The following is a 20,760-nucleotide window of genomic DNA, read 5'->3' on the forward strand; positions in this document are numbered from 1 at the left end:
TTACAATAGGGAGGTATAAAAGTGAAAAAGAGAGTAGCAGCCGCAGTTTTAGGGATTATGTTAAGTGTATCCATGGGTCTGGAAGTTCCAGCCGCAGCTTTGGATAGCGGATTTGAATCCGGATTTACATCTGAACAGGCAGCAGATGTGCAAACAGAAGACGGAGCCGAAGCAGTACAGCCGTCTGAGGATACAGAGGCGCCTGCAGATACGGCAGCAGCTGGGGAGCAGCAGGCACAGGAAAGTCAGGACAAGGAAGAAAATACAGATAGTGAAAATTCAGTAGAAAGTACAGATGGTTTTTCCGACGGCTTTACTTCAGATGAAACAGTGGAGGAGAACGGAAGTACTGCTCCGGTAGATGGATTTGAAGCTGTTCCTGAAGGCACATTAGATGGGACTCAGAAAGTGCAGGAAGATAATTCAGATGGAGTATTTGACTGGAAGGAATGGGAGCAGACAGCTGCTGGTTTTAAGCTTCGCAAGAAAAAATCAGCTGTAAGTCCAGCTGCTGAAGCTCAGAATGTGGCTGGTTCTGATGAGATTCAGGCTTTTGATGAAGTACAGGAGAATGGCGAAGCAGCAGGTACGGAAAGTGCGGAGGCTGAAGGAGCAGCTGCCCAGACTGAATATTATACTGCAGCAGATGGCATTGTAGAGATTACTACACGAAACGAGGCTGGCGCAGTTCATACAGGAAGTTATCTGTTTGATGCCAATGGATTTCTGGTTACCGGCATTAAGACTTTAGCTGGAACGGAGAGTGCAAATGGGGCTGTTGGTGAATTCTATTTTACAGCTTCCGATAGTGCACAGGCATATACAGAATACAATGGACAGGGTGCTGCACTGGTTCCGTGGAAGACCACACTTGGTCAGATGAAGAAGGATTACTGGCTGTGGAACAAAGAAAGCAGAAACTTCCATTATTATGGCGCAGATGGAAAGGCATTAACCACTGCACAGCTGGATGAAGCCGCCAAGGCAAATAATACATATACAGGATATTATAAGATCAATGATGAGTATTATTGTCTGGATGAGAATGGAACACCACGTACAGGGGATGTTACTCTGACCGTAAACGGAGTAGCTGCACAGTACTACTTCCAGCCGGCAGAAACAGATCAGGAAATTCCAGGAAAGATGTACCGTGATGGATGGAAGAGCTTTGCAGGAACAGCCGGTGAGCAGTGGAAATATTATGATTCCGGTGAGCTGGACAGCAGTAAGATTGGACAGCTTATGGTTCATGGCGTTATTGTAACAGATCTTGACGGACGTAAAGATGCGGAGAATTCTTACCTGATCGATAAAAATGGCTATCTTCTTAAGAAGACTATGAAGAAAGCCACAGATGGCAAATATTATCTGACAGATAAGAATGGCTGCATTTATAAGAATCGCATTGTCACTTATAAAAAGAAACAATATTATGTAACAGAAACCGGAGCAAGAGCAACCTGGAAAAAGGTATGGCACCGCTGTCCTGGGGCTGGAAACAGAATGTACTATTTTGGTTCTACTGCTGGCAGGATCGTGAAGAAAACCGGATGGCAGAAAGTAACCACCTCTAAGGGGAAATTCTATGGCTGGTTCCTGTTCAATAAAAAAGGAAATCATTATGCCAATACACTGAGAAACGGATATTATTTCAAAGCTGACGGAAGACTTGCCAGCGGAGTTACCGTGATCAATGGCAAGAGTTATTTCTTTAAACCATCTACCTCTAATACCAGAAATGGCCAGATGGTTAAGAATGAAATGTTTGTTTACAAGAAAAAAACATATTTTGCAGACTCTAAGGGTGTACTTCGCAAGAGCGGATGGCAGAAGATTGATGGAAACTGGTATTACTTCAAGAATATGAGTCTTGTGAAGAATGCATTCGTGAAGAAAGGCAAAAAATACGGATATGTAGATGCTACTGGTAAGTTCACTACAGGCTGGGTAGTTGTAGACAATTCCCAGAATCTGGTTCGTTACATTAACCCGGATAAGAAGGGCTTTGTGCAAAATGAATCCAAGTGGATTGATGGTAAGCTGTATTATTTTGATAAGAATGGTTACAGGATCAATGATGTAACAAATATTTACAAATCCGGATATACAGTTGAAGTGGACCGTATAAATGGTGTTATGACAATTTATGCAGATGCGAACCGTACAATTCCGGTTAAGACCATTCGTGTTTCAGTTGGAAATCCTGGAACAGATACTCCGACAGGCAGATATAAACTGACAAGATACAGCAGATGGCAGGCGCTTATGGGACCGTCCTGGGGACAGTATGGTACTCATGTAGATGGTGCTGGTCAGGGCGGAATTTTCGTCCACTCTATTGCATGCGGCTCAGCAAACAGCTATAATTTGCCGGTAAGTGCATATCTTAAGCTTGGAAGCCCGGCTTCCCATGGCTGTATCCGTACCTGTGTTGCCGATGCAAAATGGGTATATGAGAACTGTAATGGTTCTACCATTTATATTTTCGATGGAACCTATAAATCTGACGAAGTGTTCAAAGGACCGCTGGGACGTCGCGCAATTACACCGCTGAAGGGAACTAAGAATGGCGGATACTACGATCCGACCGATCCGGCAGCTTAATAACTTACTTTGAAAGATATTTGTTAAAAAAACGACATAAAAAGCCAAAAAGGGTGTCTTAAAATTATCAGATTTGATGATTTTAAGGCACCTTTTTACTGTTTTGGAGAATAACATTGAAATTTGAAAATGGAAACTGTATAATAACAAAGTAACACATTTTTAACATCTTGTAAGAAACAAGCGAATGAGGGAAAAACGGTAAACACTACTGGTCCGGTAAGGACCGTAACCTGAAACGGTTTATCAGGAGGAGATATGGGAAAATGGAAAAAATGGCTGTCTGCCGGTTTATTTACAGCTATGCTTGGAACTGCAATAATTGCAGGACCAACTGCAGATGTAAGTGCCAATGCAGGAAATAAGCCATATAATATTGAAAATGTTTCACCAGATGCGCAGCTGGCGCCAAGTGTAGGAGATTCCTCTTCCAAGACAAGCTCAAAGGCATGGCACAAAATTGACGGAGTCTGTTACAATGGAAGCGGAAAGAAAGTAGAAGGAGCCATTACCAGAGGTATGGATGTCTCAGAATGGCAGGGAAAGATCAATTGGAAGGAAGCCAAGAAAGATCTGGATTTTGCCTTTGTGCGTATTTCCTATGGAACCAGACATCTGGATGATTATTATGACTATAATATGACTGAGGCAGAAGCAGCAGATGTGCCGGTGGGAACTTATGTATACAGTCTTGCCAAGACAAACAAAGAAGCACTTGCTGAAGCGCAGCTGGCTATTCGTCAGATGCAGGGACATAAGGTTTCCTATCCGGTAGCTTTTGACCTGGAAGATGAAGCTACATTGGGAACCTTGACCAGAAAGGAAATTTCCCAGATTGCTCTCACATTCTGTGATGAGATCCGCAAGGCAGGATATACACCAATTCTCTACATGAATCTGAATTGGTATAATAATTTTGTAGACTGGAACGTTCTGGAAGGCTCCGGTCTGGATGTCTGGATTGCAAGCTACGGAGATACAATTCTTGCACCGAGCGCCAGCAAATACAAATACACCATCTGGCAGTGCACAGCTGGTGATGAAGTTTCAGGTATGATCAGTACCAAGAAGCTGATCAGTGGAGTTCCCAAAGAGAACAATGTGGATCTGAACTTTGGCTATGTAGATTATACAACCAAGGTTGTTCCCAGATGGAATTCTCAGGAAGGCTATACCCCTGCAAAACAGCCTTTATATTCAGATCCCAAGCTTCACAAGAATGGCTGGACCACTGTTAAAGGCAGAAAATATTACTACACAAATGATAAAAAGGCCAAAGGATGGCTGGAAATTGATGGCAAGTATTACTGCTTTAGTTCCGTAGACGGACACTTATATAAAAGCAAGCTGATCAAGAAAGACGGCACTGCTTATTACGTGGACAAAAACGGCGTACGTGTAGAAAATAAAGTTGTGACAAAGAAAGGCAAGACCTACTATTTCGGAGCAGATGGCAAAGCCCTGACAGGTATGCGCAAGGTGGGCAGGAAATATTATTATTTCAGCACTACATCCTTTTCCATGGAAAAGAATTACAAATATGTAGCAGCCAACGGCAGCATTTACTATTTTGGAAGTAAAGGTTACCGTGCAAAGAACAAGTTTATCACCCTCACAGAGAATGGCAGGAAGAATACTTATTATTTTGGAAAAAATGGAAAGGCTTATAAGGGCTGGTACACTATCAAAGGAAAAAAATATTATTTCTACCGCGGAACGGGTGCTGGCGCAGGAGTACGTGCGCAGAACGTGAGCCTGACCAGTGCAGATGGACTCGTTTCCGTATTTAACAAAAATGGTGTATGTACCAAACAGTACAGATCGGATGAACAGTAACCAATAATCTTGATTTATCAGACGGAATCATGTATATTAGAGCGTGTTTGAAAGATCTCCCACAAATTGTGACGCACATCTTGCAGAAAACCTTTTTCAAACACGTTCCAAGAAGTCGATAAGACTGTAAATTTGATTGAATATAAAATGAAAGATAAATAAGGAGAAAAGAAAATGGGAAAAATTAAAGTAACAAATTGTGATGATATTGAAGGATTAAAAGTAATTGAGCCAACCGTATTTGGAGATTCCAGAGGTTATTTTATGGAGACTTACAATTACAATGACTTCAAAGAGGCAGGAATTGACGTAGAATTCGTACAGGATAATCAGTCCAGCTCACGTTATGGTGTTCTTCGCGGTCTCCATTTCCAGCTTCATTATCCACAGGACAAACTTGTCCGCGTAGTAAACGGAGAAGTGTTTGATGTGGCTGTAGATTTAAGAGAGGGCTCCAAAACTTATGGAAAATGGTACGGAGTTGTTCTTTCAGCAGAGAATAAGAAACAGTTTTTTATTCCGAAGGGATTTGCACATGGCTTCCTGGTTCTTTCTGAGAATGCTGAGTTTACTTATAAATGCTCCGATTTTTATCATCCAAACGATGAGGGCGGTCTGATCTGGAATGATCCGGACATCAATGTACAGTGGCCAATTCCGGAAGGTATGGAGCTGATCTTCTCTGACAAGGATCAGAAATGGGGCAGCTTTAAGGAACTTAACAGATAGGAGACTGTAAATGCTTAAGTCTATTTTTTCCCTGCCGGCGGATTTATATAAAAACCGCCGGCTGGTTATGAAACTGGCAAAAAATGATTTCAAGACCCGATATGCAGGTTCTTATTTTGGAACCTTCTGGGCTTTCGTTCAGCCGGTGGTAACAATTCTGGTATACTGGTTTGTATTTTCAGTGGGGTTCCGGTCCAACACAGATGAACTGGGAGTCCCTTTTGTGCTTTATCTGGTAGCTGGTATTGTGCCCTGGTTTTTCTTTTCTGATGCTCTTTCCGGAGGTACCAATTCGCTTCTGGAATACAATTACCTTGTAAAAAAGGTAGTATTCAACATTAGTGTCCTTCCAGTGGTAAAAATAATTTCTGCTTTATTTGTACATGGCTTTTTTGTACTTCTGGCAATTATTCTTTATATATGTAACGGAAGATTTCCAGACTGGTACTACCTTCAGATATTGTATTATAGTGCATGCGTCTTTTTCCTTGTGCTGGGACTTTGTTATGCTACCAGTGCAATAGCAGTCCTTTTCCGCGATCTGAACCAGATTATTGGTATCGGATTACAGGTTGGAGTATGGCTGACTCCTATTATGTGGGTGTCAGAGAGCATGATCGGTACCAACAGCCTTCTATACAAAATTCTTCAGCTGAATCCTGTATTTTATATTGTATCAGGATATCGTGACGCATTTATCATCAAGCGCTGGTTCTTCGAAAGACCAGTCTGGACATTATATTTCTGGGTATTTGCCATCTGCTGCTTCCTGTTTGGAAACTGGATCTTTAAACGGCTTCGGGTTCATTTTGCAGATGTTCTGTAAAAAGGAGAAAAGCAGTTATGACTCGAAATGTATTCAGCGAAGAGGGAAGGTAACGGCTCATGAGGCATGTTCGATGAAGTACAGAACTGTAGAGATACTGAGCAGTTACAAAGCGGATAGAAAAGAAAGGAAACAACGTGGAAAGTAAAAACGCCATTGAAATAAGAAATTTGTCCAAGATGTATAAGCTCTATAACAGACCACTGGACCGCCTGAAGGATTCTCTGGGGCTTAGTCGTAAGAAGCTGTATAAAGAGCATTATGCACTTAAGGATGTTAGTTTTGATATTGGAGAAGGAGAATGCGTTGGTATTATTGGAACAAACGGCTCCGGAAAATCCACTATTCTGAAAATTATTACCGGTGTACTGGCTCCTACAGCCGGAACCGTAACCGTAAATGGAAGAATTTCAGCTCTTCTGGAGCTGGGAGCCGGATTTAATCCGGAATATTCCGGTATGGAAAATATTTTCCTGAATGGTACCATGTTAGGCTTTTCAGAAGAAGAAATCAACGCAAGGCTGGATGAAATCCTCAGTTTTGCAGATATTGGTGACTTTATCCATCAGCCGGTAAAGACCTACTCCAGTGGTATGTTTGTACGCCTGGCCTTTGCTGTGGCTATCAACATAGATCCGGAGATCCTGGTAGTGGATGAAGCACTTTCTGTAGGTGATGTATTTTTTCAGGCGAAATGCTATCATAAGTTCGAGGAATTTAAGAAACAGGGCAAAACCATTTTGTTTGTAAGTCACGACCTGGGAAGCATTTCCAAATACTGCGATCGTGTTATTCTTTTGAATCAGGGTGTTATGCTGGATGAGGGCACGCCTAAAGCTATGGTAGACATGTATAAGCAGCTTCTGGTACATCAGGATCCGGTGAAACAGGCAGAAGGCTCAGATACAAAGAAAGAAGACTGGAAACAGGGATTTCTTGTGAACCCGAACACATTGGAGTATGGGGAAAAACAGGCTGAGATCACAGACTTCGTTGTAATGGATTCCAAGGGACTTCAGACCAACACGATCGAGAAGGGGTCTAAATTTCAGATTAAAATGCGCATTCATTTTCATGAAAGCATTCAGCAGCCTATTATGGCTTTCACGTTCAAGAATATTCAGGGAACTGAGATCACAGGAACCAACACTATGTATGAAGGTGTGAATGTGGAACACACAGACGCAGGGGATGAGTGTGTAGTGGTTTTTGAACAGAAAATGGATATGCAGGGTGGGGAATATCTTCTCTCCTTTGGCTGTACCGGCTATCGGAATGGAGATTTTACCGTATTCCATCGTTTATATGATGCATGCAACATAACTGTGGTTTCTTCCAAAAATACAGTTGGATTCTACGATATGAATTCCAAAGTGTGGATAGAGGAATAATAAAATATGCAGGAAAAAATCGGAAACGTAACATTAGATTATGAATATTACCCAGGCGAGGATCTGTACAGCGATGGTCCTGTGGAAGAAGAACTTCTGGAAATTGCGAAAAATTATCAGGAGAAGGAACTAAACCAGTTGATCTATGAGCGAAACAGCTGGCCGGTCCTTTATCATTTTTCACATATTCGTCAGAACATTCTGGAGTGGCTTCCTATCACAAAAGAACAAAATGTTCTGGAAATCGGGTCCGGATGTGGACCGATCACAGGAGTTCTCGCGCGAAAAGCCAAAAGTGTCACCTGTATCGATCTGTCAAAAATGCGCAGCACCATCAATGCATATCGAAATCGCGAATGTGATAATGTGAAAATTATGGTAGGAAATTTTCAGGATGTGGAGAGTAGCCTTACTGAGAAATATGATTACATTACCTTGATCGGTGTGTTTGAATATTCCCAGGGCTATATCGGGACAGCACAGCCTTATGTGGAAATGCTCCGACGCATTGCCCGCCATCTGGCACCGGGAGGCAGAATCGTGATCGCGATCGAGAACAGGCTTGGTCTGAAATACTGGGCCGGCTGCACCGAAGATCATGTGGGAAAATATTTTGAAGGACTGGAGAATTATCCGGATACCAGAAGTGTTCGGACTTTTTCCAGAAAGGAACTGTCTGATATTATTGACCAGGCTGGTGCATTTAGGACCACTTTCTATTATCCATACCCGGATTATAAATTCCCGATGACTATTTATTCAGACAAGCGTCTGCCGAAGAAAGGCGAGCTCCGGGATAATTTCTGCAATTTTGACCGTAACAGAATACAATTGTTCAATGAGGGAAAAGTATACGATTCCCTCACTGATGCAGGACTTTTTCAGGAATTTTCCAATTCATTCCTGGTGATCGTGGAAAGGAAGGAAAACAAATGAAAGAGATTATTTTCAGTAAATATTCCAATGAAAGAAGCCGTTCCTTCGCAATCCGCACTGACATTGCAGAAGAAGATGGGAAAAGATGGCTGGAGAAAAAATGGCTGTATCCGGAAGGAAAAGAACACGTTCTTCGTATGAAAAAATGGAATCAGAAGCTTGATCAGATGTATGGGGAAGTTCCGTTTCTGAGCAACAAGTGCGAGATAGGCGAAGACTGTGCTTATTTTGAGTATTTGGAACAGGAGAATCTTGCAGAATATCTGGATGATCTGCTGGGAAAGGGAGAAAAGGAAAAAGCTGAGAAAATTTTCACAGAATATCTGGAAAATGTACAGAAGCTTCACAGCAAAAAGCCGTTCACAATAACTGAGGAATTCAAAAATGTTTTCGGTGATGTGCCTATGCCTGGCGGACTGACCTGTACAGATGTTACGAATATTGATATGATCTGTGACAATGTTGTAATGACCAGTCCATATACGCTTCTGGACTATGAATGGACATTTGAGTTTCCTGTTCCCTGTGAATTTGTACTGTATCGGATCATCCATTACTATATACAGACGCATAAAGTGCGTGAAGTGCTGAATGCATCCAGACTTTATGAGAAATTTGGTATTTCAGAAGTGATGAGAACCAGTTTTTTCAGGATGGAAAGCGGTTTTCAGGTATATATCACAGGCACGCATGTTCCTATGAGGGAGATGTATGCCACAATGACTCCAGGGGTGGAATATCTGTCCCTGAGTAATCTGGGACCGCTGCAGGTATATTTCGCAGAACAAAGAGGTATGTATTCCGAAGCAAGTTCTGTAAAAAGGCCTATTATGGCTGGAAAGGTAAAATGTACCTTGAATCTGCCGAAAAGCTGCAGGTTTATAAGAATTGATCCAGGTGATCATCCATGTACGGTACATCTTGCAGCAATCCGCTTTGATAGGATGCCTGCTTCCCTGGAAGGGGTTCTGACACCCGATGGAACAATCTGCGGCAGCTGGGCCTTCCTTTCACGGTTTGATCCCTGCATTGTAGATATAGAGGTTCCGGAAGGTGCTAAGAATCTTACACTGAATCTGGAGATTGATGAGGCAAAAGAAGATATGCTGAATGAGATCTGTGCCATTGAGGTGAGAAGCCACAGTCTTAAAGGAGTGCTTGGAGAGCGGGCGAGAGAAGCAGTGGGCCGTCTGAAAAATGGTCGGGAATCTTCTGCAAAGAAAGGAAAGTAGAATGAATCAAAAGGTAATGCTGGTTGAAAAAGAACGGTTTCTTTTGAATGATAATTGTAAATATATGATCACAGGAAGGGTTTCAAAGGAAGCAGATATAGAGTGTTATCTGGATGGTATCCGCCTTCCTTCTGAGGTAAACCTGATTACTGTGATGACCGGATTTATGAGGGCTGTGGAGACGAAAAATCCAGGAGGCAAATGGGTGGAGATACTGGTTACCTTGCCTGAGAATCTGCAGAATTACAAAAAACTTGAGGTGTACGCTGTTAACGGAAAGGAGCGTTTCCTCTGGTATAAGATGAAAACCCCGGATCTTATGAGAAAACAGGGAAAACCTCAGCTTTTTGTTGATGGGGAATCTATAGTCAGAGAGCAGAAGAAGGTTATACTTGCCGGCTGGGCAGTAGGAACTACACCAGTTTCCCTGCAGGTATATGACGAAAATAAAAAGCCTGTGAAAATAACCCTGAAGCGGAATACCCGAATGGACGTGGCTGAAATGTTTCGGGAATGCGAAGTGAATAAGGATTGCGGATTCCATATCCAGGCAGAAAATGTATCTGGAAAGAAGGCTTATCTTGTTGCAAAGGATGAGAACGGAAAAAAGGCAGTCTACCAGATTGGTATTTCAAAGGGCGAACGCTTTAAGGCAAAAGCCAGCCTTTATTCGAAAAAGGCAATGGAGAATTATCGTTCTAATGGTATTCATACTGTGATCCGGAAGTCTCTGATCAAGCTGGAAGCGTTGAGCAAGGGAGACGGTCTTTATCAGACCTGGCTGAAGGAGAACCGGGTTACTAAGAAAGAACTGAATCAGCAGAGAAAGACTGTTTTTCAGGAAAACATTAAGTTTAGCCTTGTGGTTCCTCTCTATAAGACGGATAAGTATCTTTTGAAGGCTCTTGTGGATTCTGTGCTGGCGCAGACATACAGCAACTGGGAACTTTGCCTTTCAGATGGAAGCGGAGCAGATTCTCCGATCCGCAGTATTCTGGAAGAGTATCAGAAAAAGGATCCAAGGATCAAAGTTGTTTTCAATGAGAAACAGCTGCAGATTTCAGACAATACAAATGCTGCTATTGGAATTGCCACTGGAAATTATATTGCATTTGCAGATCATGATGATACCCTGGCAGAGGAAGCTTTTTATCAGATGGCGAAGGAGATCTCACAGCATCCGGATGCAGATCTTATTTATTCCGATGAGGATATTATTGATATAAGAGGAAATCGGCTTTTCCCTCATTTTAAGCCGGATTTTAACCCTGATTATCTGTGCTGCGTAAATTATATCTGCCATCTGGTAGTTGTAAAGAGAACGCTTCTCGACCGAACAGGACTTCTGAGACCAGAATATGACGGCTCTCAGGACTTTGATTTTCTGCTTCGCTGCACGGAGCATACAGACAGTGAGAAGATCCGCCATATTCCCAAAATTCTGTATCACTGGAGAAGCCATGAGGGTTCCACAGCGGGAAATCCGGATGACAAGCCATATGCAGTGATCGCAGGAGAAAAGGCACTTGCAGGGCATTATGAGCGCATGGGAATTAAGGCAGAGGTGGAATACACTGGATGCCCGGTCGTTTTCAGAACCCATTTTGTTATAGAGGGTGACCCGAAGGTATCAATTCTGATCCCGAATAAGGATCATACAGAGGATCTGAATAAATGTGTGACTTCCATTCTGGAGAAGAGCACCTGGAAAAATATCCAGATTATCGTAATTGAGAATAACAGTGAGAAGAAAGAGACCTTCCACTATTATGAGGAACTTGAGAAACGGTATCCTCAGGTAAAAGTGGTTACATGGGATGGTCCCTTCAACTATTCAGCAATCAACAATTTTGGTGCAAAATATGCAGATGGAGATTATTTCCTTCTGCTCAATAATGATACAGAGGTTATTACTCCAGAGTGGCTGGAGAACATGATGGGCTACTGCCAGAGAGAGGATGTGGGCATTGTAGGTGCCAAGCTCCTTTACCCGGATAATACGGTCCAGCATGCTGGTGTTGTGGTAGGAATCGCAGGTTTTGCGGGACATATTCTTACCGGATACGACAGATATGCCACGGGATATTTGTGGAGACTGGCAACTACACAGGATGAGAGCGCAGTAACAGGCGCCTGTCTGATGGTGAAGCGAAGCGTTTTTGAGGAACTTCATGGGCTGGATGAAAGCTTTGCAGTGGGATTGAATGATATTGATTTCTGTCTTAGGGCAAGGGCACTTGGTAAACTGGTTGTATTTACTCCGGAGGCCTGCCTGTACCATTATGAATCTAAGTCACGCGGACTGGAGAATACGCCGGAGAAGAAGGCGCGTCTTCAGAAAGAGGTGGATCATTTCCGGGAACGTTACAGCGATTTTCTGAAAAAAGGTGATCCGTATTACAATCCGAATCTGAGTATTGTGAGAGGGGATTGTGCATTTAGGATGGCATATGAGAAGAAGGATGAAATAGTTTGATGCAGGCTCTAATATAAAAACCCAGTCGGGAGAGGAAGATACCTTGTCCTGACTGGGTTTTTTATTAGGATTTTACAATTTTCACGATTCGCCAGATCAGAAGAATCAGAAGAAGTAAGAATACACCGGCAATTACAAAATACGGAATTTCAGTGTGATTATCGGAGTAGTCCTTGGCCGCCTGCATGTGCTGCTGACCTTCCTGGACGGAGGCAGTATCATCAGACTGAACAACTTCAAGGACTGCAGATCCCACAGAAGTGCCGTTAAAAAGGTAGGTGCGGTCAATCTGGTCGCCGTTCTGGGAATCTTCTGTGGTAAGGCTATCGGCACCGGTTCCGGCTGGAACCACTACGTCACCGCCGGAGATAATGCTGAAATCGCTGTCTCCAAGGGATAAAGTTACAAACTGATCGAATCCATAATTGAGAATAGAGGCTGCATCAGGAGCTGTCTGACCGGAAGCACCTTTCAGGACTACGCTGATCAGAGTCATGCCATTTCGCTGGGCTGCACATACCAGTGTACTTCCGGAGGCTTCCGTATAACCTTCCTTACCGCCGATACATCCTTCGTAAAATCCAGTGCTGCCAGTATCTGTCATGGTGAATTTACTGGTCAGGTTACGGGCTGCCGCTTTATTGGTGGCAGGGATCGTGTAGCTGGTGGCTGCTGCGATGGTTCTGAAAGACTCATTCTGGATGGCGGCTTGCATGATCAGCGCCATGTCGTGGGCCGTAGTGTGCTGGTTGTCATCCGGAAGTCCGGTGGGATTCGTGAATACGGTATTGGTACATCCAAGCTCCTGCGCTCTGGTATTCATCTGCTGGACAAAGCCGTCTACAGAACCGCCTACATGCTCTGCAATCTGCAGTGCAATATCATTGGCAGAGGCAACCATAATGGCATACAGGCACTGCTCTACAGTGAAAACCTCATCAACCTGTGAGGAAATACTGGCACCGCCGTCTGTGACACCAGAAACTCCGGTAGCGGTCATGGTAACCTCATCTGTGAGCTGTGTATTCTCAAGAGCCAGAAGACAGGTCATGATCTTGACTGTACTTCCGGGGAAAAGTACTTCGTCTGCATTCTTGGAATAGAGAATGGTATTGGTGGTATTCTCCATGACTACAGCCGCTTCAGAAGAAATATCGGAAGCCTGGGGCCATCCGGAAATGGAATTGGTAGATATGGTACCTGATGCTTCAACTGCTGCACTCTGGTCTGCCTCTTCTGCAGATATGGGAACCTGGAAAAGAAGAGATGCAAAAAGACCAAGAGCCAGAAAAACTGAGGTTATCTTTTGCTTTTTCATAGTATAATGAACTCCTGTATTAAAATAAGGGTATCTGCAGTGATGTCTGAGAACAACATGGTAACACTCTTTCTGACAGTGCAGATACAATTCTGTTGCAAGTATAACATATAGTATATTTTTCCTGTAAAATAGAAAAATATAATACAAATATAATCATATCCTAAAATGTGGTTCAATTCAACCTTTCTTTTACAGCTTCCTTGCAAAATTGTTTCTTCAATGTTAAAATAGGGTCATTATAAAAGCAAAGGATTTTAATATGAGCGATAAAAACGGATCAGAGGGACGGATCCAGTGGTCTCGTTTCTTCAAAAAATTATCTCCTTACATGATCCAGAAGGGACTTTTATATCTGAAGCATTATGGTCCCAGGGAGTTCTGGATACGGCTGCACGAGCGATTTGAGCCGGAGGAGATCCCTTATGGTCCCTGGTACGCGGCATATGTGCCGGACCAGACGGTCCTTGACAAACAAAGAAAGAAAAAATTTGCTTACGCACCTCTTATCAGCGTGGTAGTTCCGGCTTATCGTACTCCGGAATTATTTTTGCGGCAGATGATCGATTCACTGGAAGCACAGACCTATGAGAACTGGGAGCTTTGCATTGCCAATGGAAGTCCGGAAGATCAGTCTATGAGAAAAGTGCTGGAAGAATACAGCAGCAGGGACAGGAGAGTACGCTGGCAGGAGCTTACTGAGAATAAAGGAATTGCAGAGAACACCAATGCTGCATTTGCCATGGCAAAGGGAGAATTTGTGGGGCTTCTGGATCATGATGATCTTCTTGCGCCAAATGCTCTTTACGAGGTTGTGAATGCACTGAACCAGCATGAGCATGGGGATGCAGTATACACAGATGAGGATAAGGTGACTGCTGAACTGGACGAGCATTTTCAGCCACACCTGAAGCCGGATTTTAATATTGATCTGCTTCGTTCCAATAACTATATCTGTCACTTTTTTGTTGTGCGGCGGCAGCTTGTAGAAGAAGTGGGCGGATTCCGCAGGGAATTTGACGGAGCACAGGACTATGATTTTATTTTCCGATGTGTGGAAAAAGCCAGGGAAGTGGTGCATGTACCGGAGATTTTGTATCATTGGCGTACCCACAAGGCGTCTACTGCTGATAATCCTGCGAGTAAGATGTACGCTTTTGAAGCTGGCAAACGTGCTATCGAGGCACATCTTGAGAGGACTGGAGTAAAAGGCACTGTAAGCCATACTCCAGATCTTGGATTTTACAGAGTGAAATACCCGGTACAGGGACATCCGCTTGTTTCCATTATCATTCCCAATAAAGACGAGAAGGAAACTTTGGAGAAATGTCTGGAATCTATTAAGAAGAACACACTCTACGACAATTATGAGATCATTATCGTGGAGAATAACAGCACTACAGATGAGATTTTTGATTATTACAGGAAGATTTCAGAGGATCCCAGGATCCATCTGATCTGCTGGAAAAAGGAATTCAACTATTCCGCGATCAACAACTTTGGGGTTAAAAATGCCAGAGGTGAATATCTCCTTTTTCTGAATAATGATGTAACGGTCATTACAGAGGACTGGATGGGAGAAATGCTGGGGGTGTGTCAGCGAAGAGAAGTGGGAGCAGTAGGCGTGAAACTGATCTATCCGGACAATACTATCCAGCACGCAGGCTGTGTGATCGGGATTGGAGGAATTGCAGGTCATATGTTTGTGGATATGCCTGCGGATCGTACCGGATATCTCCACAAGGCGTCTATTTTACAGGATATGAGCGCTGTAACTGCAGCCTGTATGATGATGAAGCGCAGTGCTTTTGACAAAGTGGGCGGCTTCACAGAAGAACTTGCAGTCGCCTTTAACGATGTGGATCTGTGTCTGAAGACTACGAAAGCAGGTTATCTGGTGGTTTATGATCCTTATGCAAGGCTTTATCACATGGAGTCCAAGACCCGCGGAGCAGAGAACAATGAGGTGAAAGTCAGACGTTTCCAGCGAGAGATTGAATATATGAGATGTAACTGGATCGATATTCTGAAGAACGGTGATCCCAATTATAATAAGAATCTTTCCCTGACCAAGTGGAATTATTCTTTAAGACCACTTCCGGGCATGACCGGCAAAAAGGAGGAAGACTAAGAAGACATTATGCAGGAAGTATCAGTCATTATTCCCAATTATAATGGGATGGCATATCTGGAAGGTGTGCTTTCAAGCCTGGAGCAGCAGGAGTTTCAGAATTTTGAGACCATTCTGGTGGACAATGGATCCTCAGATGGAAGCGTTGCCTTTGTAATGGGAAATTTTCCCTGGGTACACATTGTGGAGCTGCCAGATAATTTCGGCTTTTCAAGAGCTGTAAATGAGGGGATTTATGCATCACGGACACCTTATGTGCTCCTTTTGAATAACGATACAGAAGTAGATAAGAATTTTGTAGGGGAAATGCTGGCAGCTATAAAGCGTCATAAGAAGGCCTTCTCCTGCAGTGCAAGGATGATCTGTTATCATGACCGGGATAAACTGGATGACGCAGGGAATTATTATTCTGCTCTTGGCTGGGCATATGCCCGGGGCAAAGGGAAGGATATCCATTCCTTTGAGAAGGAAGGGCGGATATTCACTTCATGCGCTGGCGCGGCTATTTACCGCAAGAAGGTTTTTGAGAAAATCGGATATTTTGATGAAGAGCATTTTGCATATCTGGAAGATATTGATGTGGGCTATCGTGCCAGAATCTTTGGATATGAGAACTGGTATGTGCCAGCTGCACTGGTCTATCATGTAGGCAGCGGAACAAGCGGATCCAGATACAATCAGTTTAAGACCAGATATTCTTCAAGAAATAATATTTATCTGATCTACAAAAATATGCCGGTTCTTCAGATTATTTTGAATCTACCTTTTCTGGTGCCGGGCTTTGGCATGAAGATCCTGTTTTTTTCCCAGAAGGGAATGGGCAGGGAGTATGTGGCAGGAATCAAAAATGGGTTCCAGATCAGTCATAGAAATAAAAAAGTGAAGTTCCACATGAGAAATCTTGGAAGATACGCCAGAATCCAGCTGGAACTGTGGTGGAATATAATTTACAGATTTATGGTATAAAAAGTTTGTGCAGAAGTGATTCGTTATTATTTCGTAACTATTTTTCATGTTAATGTATGAAGAATTTATTGCAATTCTGTTTTATCTATTATAAGATAGAGGAAGTCACAGACCGGAGAGTGTTTGAAAAAGGCTTTAAAGCGTGAGATGTGGATGAAACGCTCAGCAGGAAACGGTTTGTGAAGGAAGAAGGGCAGAGGTGGAAGAGATTGATTAAAGATAATCAGAAGAACTTCAGTCGGCTCCATGTCGTTATAGATGCCTGTGTAATTACGTTATCTTATATGTTTGCCTGGGCGCTGAGATTTATCGGACCTTTTGCAGCAAATGCTGTCCGGGCCAGAAGTTTCCAGCAGTATATGTCTGCACTGGTATTTATCCTGCCGGCGTATATTCTGCTGTATCATGCGTTTTCGCTGTATGAACCAATGCGGATGCAGGGAAGACGTCTTGTGCTGTCTAATATTGTGAAAGCCAATTCTCTTGGTATTCTGATCACTACATTTATTTTGTATACCATTGAAGAAGGCGATATTTCCCGTTCTGTACTGTATATGTTTTACGGAATCTGCATTGTGGCAAGCTGGGGAGCAAGAATGTTCATTTTCTACAGCCTGCGCAAAATGCGAAAGAAAGGACTGAACCAGAAACAGGTAGTGCTGGTTGGGTACAGCCGGGCAGCAGAAGAGTATATTGACCGCATTCAGCAGAACCCTCAGTGGGGATATGTGGTAAGAGGCATTCTGGATGACAATATTACTGCAGGTACCATGTATAAAGGCGTCAAGGTGATCGGAAGAATCGCCAATCTGAATGTGATCCTGCCGGAGAGCAGGCTTGACGAGATTGCGATTACACTGGGATTAAGTGAATATTACCGACTGGAGGAGATTGTAGCACTTTGCGAGAAATCAGGAGTGCATACAAAATTTATTCCGGATTATAATAAGATTATTCCTACGAAACCATATACAGAGGATATTCTGGGACTTCCGGTGATCAATATCCGGTATGTTCCCCTTAGTAATACTTTTAATGCCATGATAAAAAGAATAATGGACATTTGTGGCTCCATTATTGGAATCATTGTGGCGTCGCCGATCATGCTGGTATTGTGTGCGCTGATAAAGCTCACTTCTCCTGGACCATTGATCTATCGTCAGGAACGTGTGGGTCTCCATAATCAGACGTTCTGGATGTATAAATTCCGTTCTATGGAGATTCAGCCGGAGGCAGAGGAGAAGAAAGCCTGGACAGTAAAAAATGATCCCAGGGTTACAGCAATCGGCAGATTTATGCGAAGAACCAGCCTGGATGAACTTCCCCAGCTTTTTAATATTTTAAAGGGGGATATGAGTCTGGTAGGGCCAAGACCTGAGAGACCATTTTTTGTGGAAAAGTTCCGTGAAGAGATTCCGAGATATATGGTGAAGCACCAGGTAAGACCCGGGCTGACCGGATGGGCACAGGTAAACGGATACAGAGGTGATACTTCCATCCGCAAGAGGATTGAGTGTGATCTTTACTATATCGAGAACTGGACTGTAGGGCTTGATATCAAGATAATGTTTATGACGATCTTTAAAGGATTCATTAATAAGAATGCGTATTGAGAAAGGAAAGAAAAATGGCAAGACCTGGTAGAAAAAAGAGGACTGCTTTGTTTATTGTGGAAATTATCTGTCTTTTGCTGTTTATTGGCGGATTGTATGTATATGGACAGATTGATTCCAGATTGAACAAGATTGAGACACCTCAGCTGGATGAGAGCAAGATTGTTACGAATGTGACAGCACCACAGATGTCTGGCTATACAACTTATGCACTTTTCGGAATCGACCAGCGCTCCAAGAATGCTGCGCTTGATGCACAGAACAGTGATACCATTATCATTGCAAGTATTAATAATGATACCAAAGAGGTGAAACTTGCTTCCGTATATCGTGATACTCTTCTGGATATTGGAAATGATACTTATACCAAGGCAAATGCTGCTTACGCATATGGCGGTCCGGAACAGGCCATTTCCATGCTGAATACCATGCTTGACCTGAAAATTACGGATTACGTAACTGTTAATTTTAATGCAATGGTAGCTGCAATAGATGCACTTGGCGGTCTTGATATTCCTCTTTCCTATGCGGAAATGGTGTTTATGAATGACTATTGTATAGAAACTTCCCAGGAGACCGGCAAAAGTTACACGCCAGTAGAACTGCCGGATCCCAAGCCGGAGAACGAGGAGGAAATCCTTGGAACATACCATCTGAATGGTGTACAGTCAGTTTCTTACTGTCGTATCCGTTACACTGCAAGCATGGATATGGGACGTACTGAGCGTCAGCGCCGTGTGATCGGAATGATGGTTGACAAAGCAAAGGCAGCAGGAATTACCACCATTTTCAATATTATGGACGAGGTATTTCCTATGATTTCCACATCCATCACGAAGACTGAGATTCTGAACCTGATTCCGACGCTGATGGGGTATAACATTGCGGATACTACCGGTTTCCCAGCCAAGTACAAATTTGCGGATGTGAAGAAGGCCAGCATGGTTGTTGCAGACACGCTGGAGGCTAATGTAAAGGAACTTCATAAGTTTCTGTATGGTGCTGACGAGAATTACCAGCCGTCACAGAACATTGTGGAGGCGAATGCCCGGATCATTGAGCTTGTAGGCGGTGCAGATACCTTGGTTGACCAGTCTCCGATTGCAAGTAATGAAGCAGGAAATTCTTCTGATATTGTATGGCAGGGTGACGGAAGCGGAAACTATGATTACAACGATTATGGTGGAAGCGATTACGACAATAGCTATGATAACAGCTACGACAACAGCTATGATAACAGCTACGACAATAGCTATGACAGCGGAAACGACTATAGTGGAGACGATAGCGGCGATTATAGCGATGGCAGTTATGACAGTGGAAGTGATTCTGGCAGCAGTTACGATAATGGAGGAGACTACAGCGGCGGAGATTATAGTGGAGACAGCTCCGGCGATGGCGGTTTCGAAGATGGAAGCGGATATTGATCAGTAGATAAATATTCCATGATTGAAAATTTAAAGGGACCATCCGAAAGGAAGTGGTCCCTTTTTCGCGAAAAGGATGTGCGCTCTGCCAGCAGTGTTACCATATTGCAAAAGTATATTTATTCGTGCAGAGCATGAAAGAGGAGAGATACTATGGAAACAGTTGACGTAATTATTCCTGCATACCGTCCGGGAAAAGAATTTGAGAAGTTGTTGGATTCTCTTTCCACACAGAATTATCCAGTGGAAAAAATTCTTGTTATGAATACAGAAGAGAAATTCTGGAACACGGCCTGGGAGAAAAAATTTCCAAAAGTGAACGTGGTACATTTAAAAAAGGCGGATTTTGACCACGGTGGAACCAGATGCCGGGGAGCAAGACTGTCTGATTCAGATATTATGGTATTTATGACTCAGGATGCAGTTCCGGCAGACAGAAATCTGATTGGAAATCTGATCCGTCCACTGCAGGAAAATTCCAAAGTTGGAGCTGCCTACGCAAGACAGCTGGCTCGGGAGGACTGTGCTTACCTGGAAAAATACACCAGAAGATTTAATTATCCGGAAACTTCTTCTATAAAATGGGAAAAAGATACTGGCATATATGGAATAAAAACTTATTTTTGCTCCAATGTGTGTGCAGCTTATAAGAAAAGTATTTATGAGGAAATTGGCGGTTTTGTAAAAAAAGCTATTTTTAATGAAGACATGATTTATGCAGGAACTATGGCAAAGCGGGGATATGGAATTGCCTATGCTGCAGATGCCTGTGTGATCCATTCACACAATTATTCATGCAGACAGCAGTTTCACCGGAATTTTGATCTGGGTGTTTCCCAGGCAGATCATCCGGAGATTTTTGAGGGAGTACCATCAGAGGGAGAGGGACTTCGCCTTGTGAAAAAGAGCCTGGCTTATCTTATAAAAACAGGGCATATCTGGCTGGTTCCCAAGCTGGCAGGGCAAAGTGGCTTCAAATATATGGGATATTTTCTTGGAAAAAGATATAAAAAGCTGCCGAAAAAGGTGATTTTGTTTTGTACTATGAACCGTGAATATTGGAAAAACGAGTAACTGTTCAGTGTTTTTACAGTTATGCACTTCGTGAATAGGGACTGTGGCTATGAAAGGTGACACTTTTTTTCGTGTCACCTTTTCTTAATGAATCTATCACATTTTCAACACAATTGCTTGCTAAACTTGTATCATAAATAAAAGAAAATGTTACAGAATGCTGCAGATTCCAACGTGAACAGCAGCACTGTTTATGAA

At 43.0% G+C, this 20,760-nt stretch carries 15 protein-coding genes; 14 read left to right on the plus strand and 1 reads right to left on the minus strand.

Features of this window, described 5'->3' with window-relative positions; genetic code table 11:
• Positions 1 to 21 precede the first annotated feature (21 nt).
• From AB5618_RS07300 to AB5618_RS07340, 9 genes are all read left to right on the plus strand, one after another.
• Positions 22 to 2,607, plus strand: a complete 2,586-nt coding sequence (locus tag AB5618_RS07300; RefSeq protein WP_368366619.1) for a L,D-transpeptidase family protein — start codon at positions 22 to 24, stop codon at positions 2,605 to 2,607.
• Between the two features lie 258 nt (positions 2,608 to 2,865).
• Positions 2,866 to 4,443, plus strand: a complete 1,578-nt coding sequence (locus AB5618_RS07305) for a GH25 family lysozyme (protein WP_368366620.1) — start codon at positions 2,866 to 2,868, stop codon at positions 4,441 to 4,443.
• Between the two features lie 43 nt (positions 4,444 to 4,486).
• Positions 4,487 to 4,573 (plus strand): DUF6783 domain-containing protein, encoded by an 87-nt coding sequence (locus AB5618_RS07310; RefSeq protein ID WP_368366627.1) that lies wholly within the window; start codon positions 4,487 to 4,489, stop codon positions 4,571 to 4,573.
• A gap of 44 nt (positions 4,574 to 4,617) precedes the next feature.
• Positions 4,618 to 5,172 (plus strand): dTDP-4-dehydrorhamnose 3,5-epimerase, encoded by a 555-nt coding sequence (gene rfbC / locus AB5618_RS07315; protein WP_118579668.1) that lies wholly within the window; start codon positions 4,618 to 4,620, stop codon positions 5,170 to 5,172.
• A 10-nt stretch (positions 5,173 to 5,182) separates the two neighbouring features.
• A complete protein-coding gene (locus tag AB5618_RS07320; RefSeq protein WP_148461729.1) occupies positions 5,183 to 5,998 on the plus strand; it encodes an ABC transporter permease in 816 nt (271 codons plus the stop codon).
• Positions 5,999 to 6,135: 137 nt separating this feature from the next.
• Positions 6,136 to 7,389, plus strand: coding sequence for an ABC transporter ATP-binding protein (locus tag AB5618_RS07325; protein ID WP_294671475.1), 1,254 nt, complete (start codon positions 6,136 to 6,138; stop codon positions 7,387 to 7,389).
• A 6-nt stretch (positions 7,390 to 7,395) separates the two neighbouring features.
• Complete coding sequence (locus tag AB5618_RS07330; RefSeq protein ID WP_173773104.1) at positions 7,396 to 8,325, plus strand: class I SAM-dependent methyltransferase; 930 nt, start codon at positions 7,396 to 7,398, stop codon at positions 8,323 to 8,325.
• Positions 8,322 to 9,557, plus strand: coding sequence for a hypothetical protein (locus tag AB5618_RS07335; protein WP_173773105.1), 1,236 nt, complete (start codon positions 8,322 to 8,324; stop codon positions 9,555 to 9,557). The genes AB5618_RS07330 and AB5618_RS07335 overlap by 4 nt, the downstream gene beginning before the upstream one ends.
• Before the next feature lies 1 nt (position 9,558).
• Positions 9,559 to 12,033: a glycosyltransferase gene (locus tag AB5618_RS07340; RefSeq protein ID WP_368366621.1), complete on the plus strand. Its 2,475-nt coding sequence runs from the start codon at positions 9,559 to 9,561 to the stop codon at positions 12,031 to 12,033.
• 64 nt (positions 12,034 to 12,097) lie between these two features.
• On the opposite strand, the gene AB5618_RS07345 is transcribed toward AB5618_RS07340, so the two are convergent.
• Positions 12,098 to 13,351 carry a D-alanyl-D-alanine carboxypeptidase family protein gene (locus tag AB5618_RS07345; RefSeq protein WP_368366622.1) on the minus strand — a complete coding sequence of 418 codons (1,254 nt, stop codon included), beginning with the start codon at positions 13,349 to 13,351 and terminating at the stop codon, positions 12,098 to 12,100.
• Between the two features lie 262 nt (positions 13,352 to 13,613).
• On the opposite strand from AB5618_RS07345, the gene AB5618_RS07350 reads away from it, so the two are divergent.
• The 5 genes from AB5618_RS07350 (at position 13,614) to AB5618_RS07370 (ending at position 20,562) form a co-directional block, all read left to right on the plus strand.
• A complete protein-coding gene (locus AB5618_RS07350) occupies positions 13,614 to 15,482 on the plus strand; it encodes a glycosyltransferase (RefSeq protein WP_368366623.1) in 1,869 nt (622 codons plus the stop codon).
• A gap of 9 nt (positions 15,483 to 15,491) precedes the next feature.
• Positions 15,492 to 16,448, plus strand: a complete 957-nt coding sequence (locus tag AB5618_RS07355) for a glycosyltransferase family 2 protein (RefSeq protein ID WP_368366624.1) — start codon at positions 15,492 to 15,494, stop codon at positions 16,446 to 16,448.
• A 209-nt stretch (positions 16,449 to 16,657) separates the two neighbouring features.
• The gene (locus AB5618_RS07360) at positions 16,658 to 18,061 is read left to right on the plus strand and encodes an undecaprenyl-phosphate glucose phosphotransferase (RefSeq protein WP_148461723.1); all 1,404 of its coding nucleotides are present in this window, start codon (positions 16,658 to 16,660) and stop codon (positions 18,059 to 18,061) included.
• A 14-nt stretch (positions 18,062 to 18,075) separates the two neighbouring features.
• A complete protein-coding gene (locus AB5618_RS07365; protein ID WP_368366625.1) occupies positions 18,076 to 19,488 on the plus strand; it encodes an LCP family protein in 1,413 nt (470 codons plus the stop codon).
• A gap of 153 nt (positions 19,489 to 19,641) precedes the next feature.
• Positions 19,642 to 20,562, plus strand: coding sequence for a glycosyltransferase family 2 protein (locus AB5618_RS07370; RefSeq protein ID WP_173716144.1), 921 nt, complete (start codon positions 19,642 to 19,644; stop codon positions 20,560 to 20,562).
• The last annotated feature ends 198 nt before the right edge of the window (positions 20,563 to 20,760 follow it).

It is taken from the genome of Ruminococcus sp. J1101004sp1_RTP21198st1_B9_RTP21198_201120, from assembly GCF_040924245.1.
Lineage (GTDB): Bacteria > Bacillota > Clostridia > Lachnospirales > Lachnospiraceae > Blautia_A > Blautia_A faecis.

What these genes read in the sequence shown, in the direction of transcription:
- AB5618_RS07305 (WP_368366620.1), top strand. Translation starts at nt 2,866, where the DNA reads ATGGGAAAATGGAAAAAATGGCTGTCTGCCGGTTTATTTACAGCTATG.
- rfbC (WP_118579668.1), top strand. Translation starts at nt 4,618, where the DNA reads ATGGGAAAAATTAAAGTAACAAATTGTGATGATATTGAAGGATTAAAA.
- AB5618_RS07320 (WP_148461729.1), top strand. Translation starts at nt 5,183, where the DNA reads ATGCTTAAGTCTATTTTTTCCCTGCCGGCGGATTTATATAAAAACCGC.
- AB5618_RS07330 (WP_173773104.1), top strand. Translation starts at nt 7,396, where the DNA reads ATGCAGGAAAAAATCGGAAACGTAACATTAGATTATGAATATTACCCA.
- AB5618_RS07335 (WP_173773105.1), top strand. Translation starts at nt 8,322, where the DNA reads ATGAAAGAGATTATTTTCAGTAAATATTCCAATGAAAGAAGCCGTTCC.
- AB5618_RS07340 (WP_368366621.1), top strand. Translation starts at nt 9,559, where the DNA reads ATGAATCAAAAGGTAATGCTGGTTGAAAAAGAACGGTTTCTTTTGAAT.
- AB5618_RS07345 (WP_368366622.1), bottom strand. Translation starts at nt 13,351, where the DNA reads ATGAAAAAGCAAAAGATAACCTCAGTTTTTCTGGCTCTTGGTCTTTTT.
- AB5618_RS07350 (WP_368366623.1), top strand. Translation starts at nt 13,614, where the DNA reads ATGAGCGATAAAAACGGATCAGAGGGACGGATCCAGTGGTCTCGTTTC.
- AB5618_RS07355 (WP_368366624.1), top strand. Translation starts at nt 15,492, where the DNA reads ATGCAGGAAGTATCAGTCATTATTCCCAATTATAATGGGATGGCATAT.
- AB5618_RS07365 (WP_368366625.1), top strand. Translation starts at nt 18,076, where the DNA reads ATGGCAAGACCTGGTAGAAAAAAGAGGACTGCTTTGTTTATTGTGGAA.
- AB5618_RS07370 (WP_173716144.1), top strand. Translation starts at nt 19,642, where the DNA reads ATGGAAACAGTTGACGTAATTATTCCTGCATACCGTCCGGGAAAAGAA.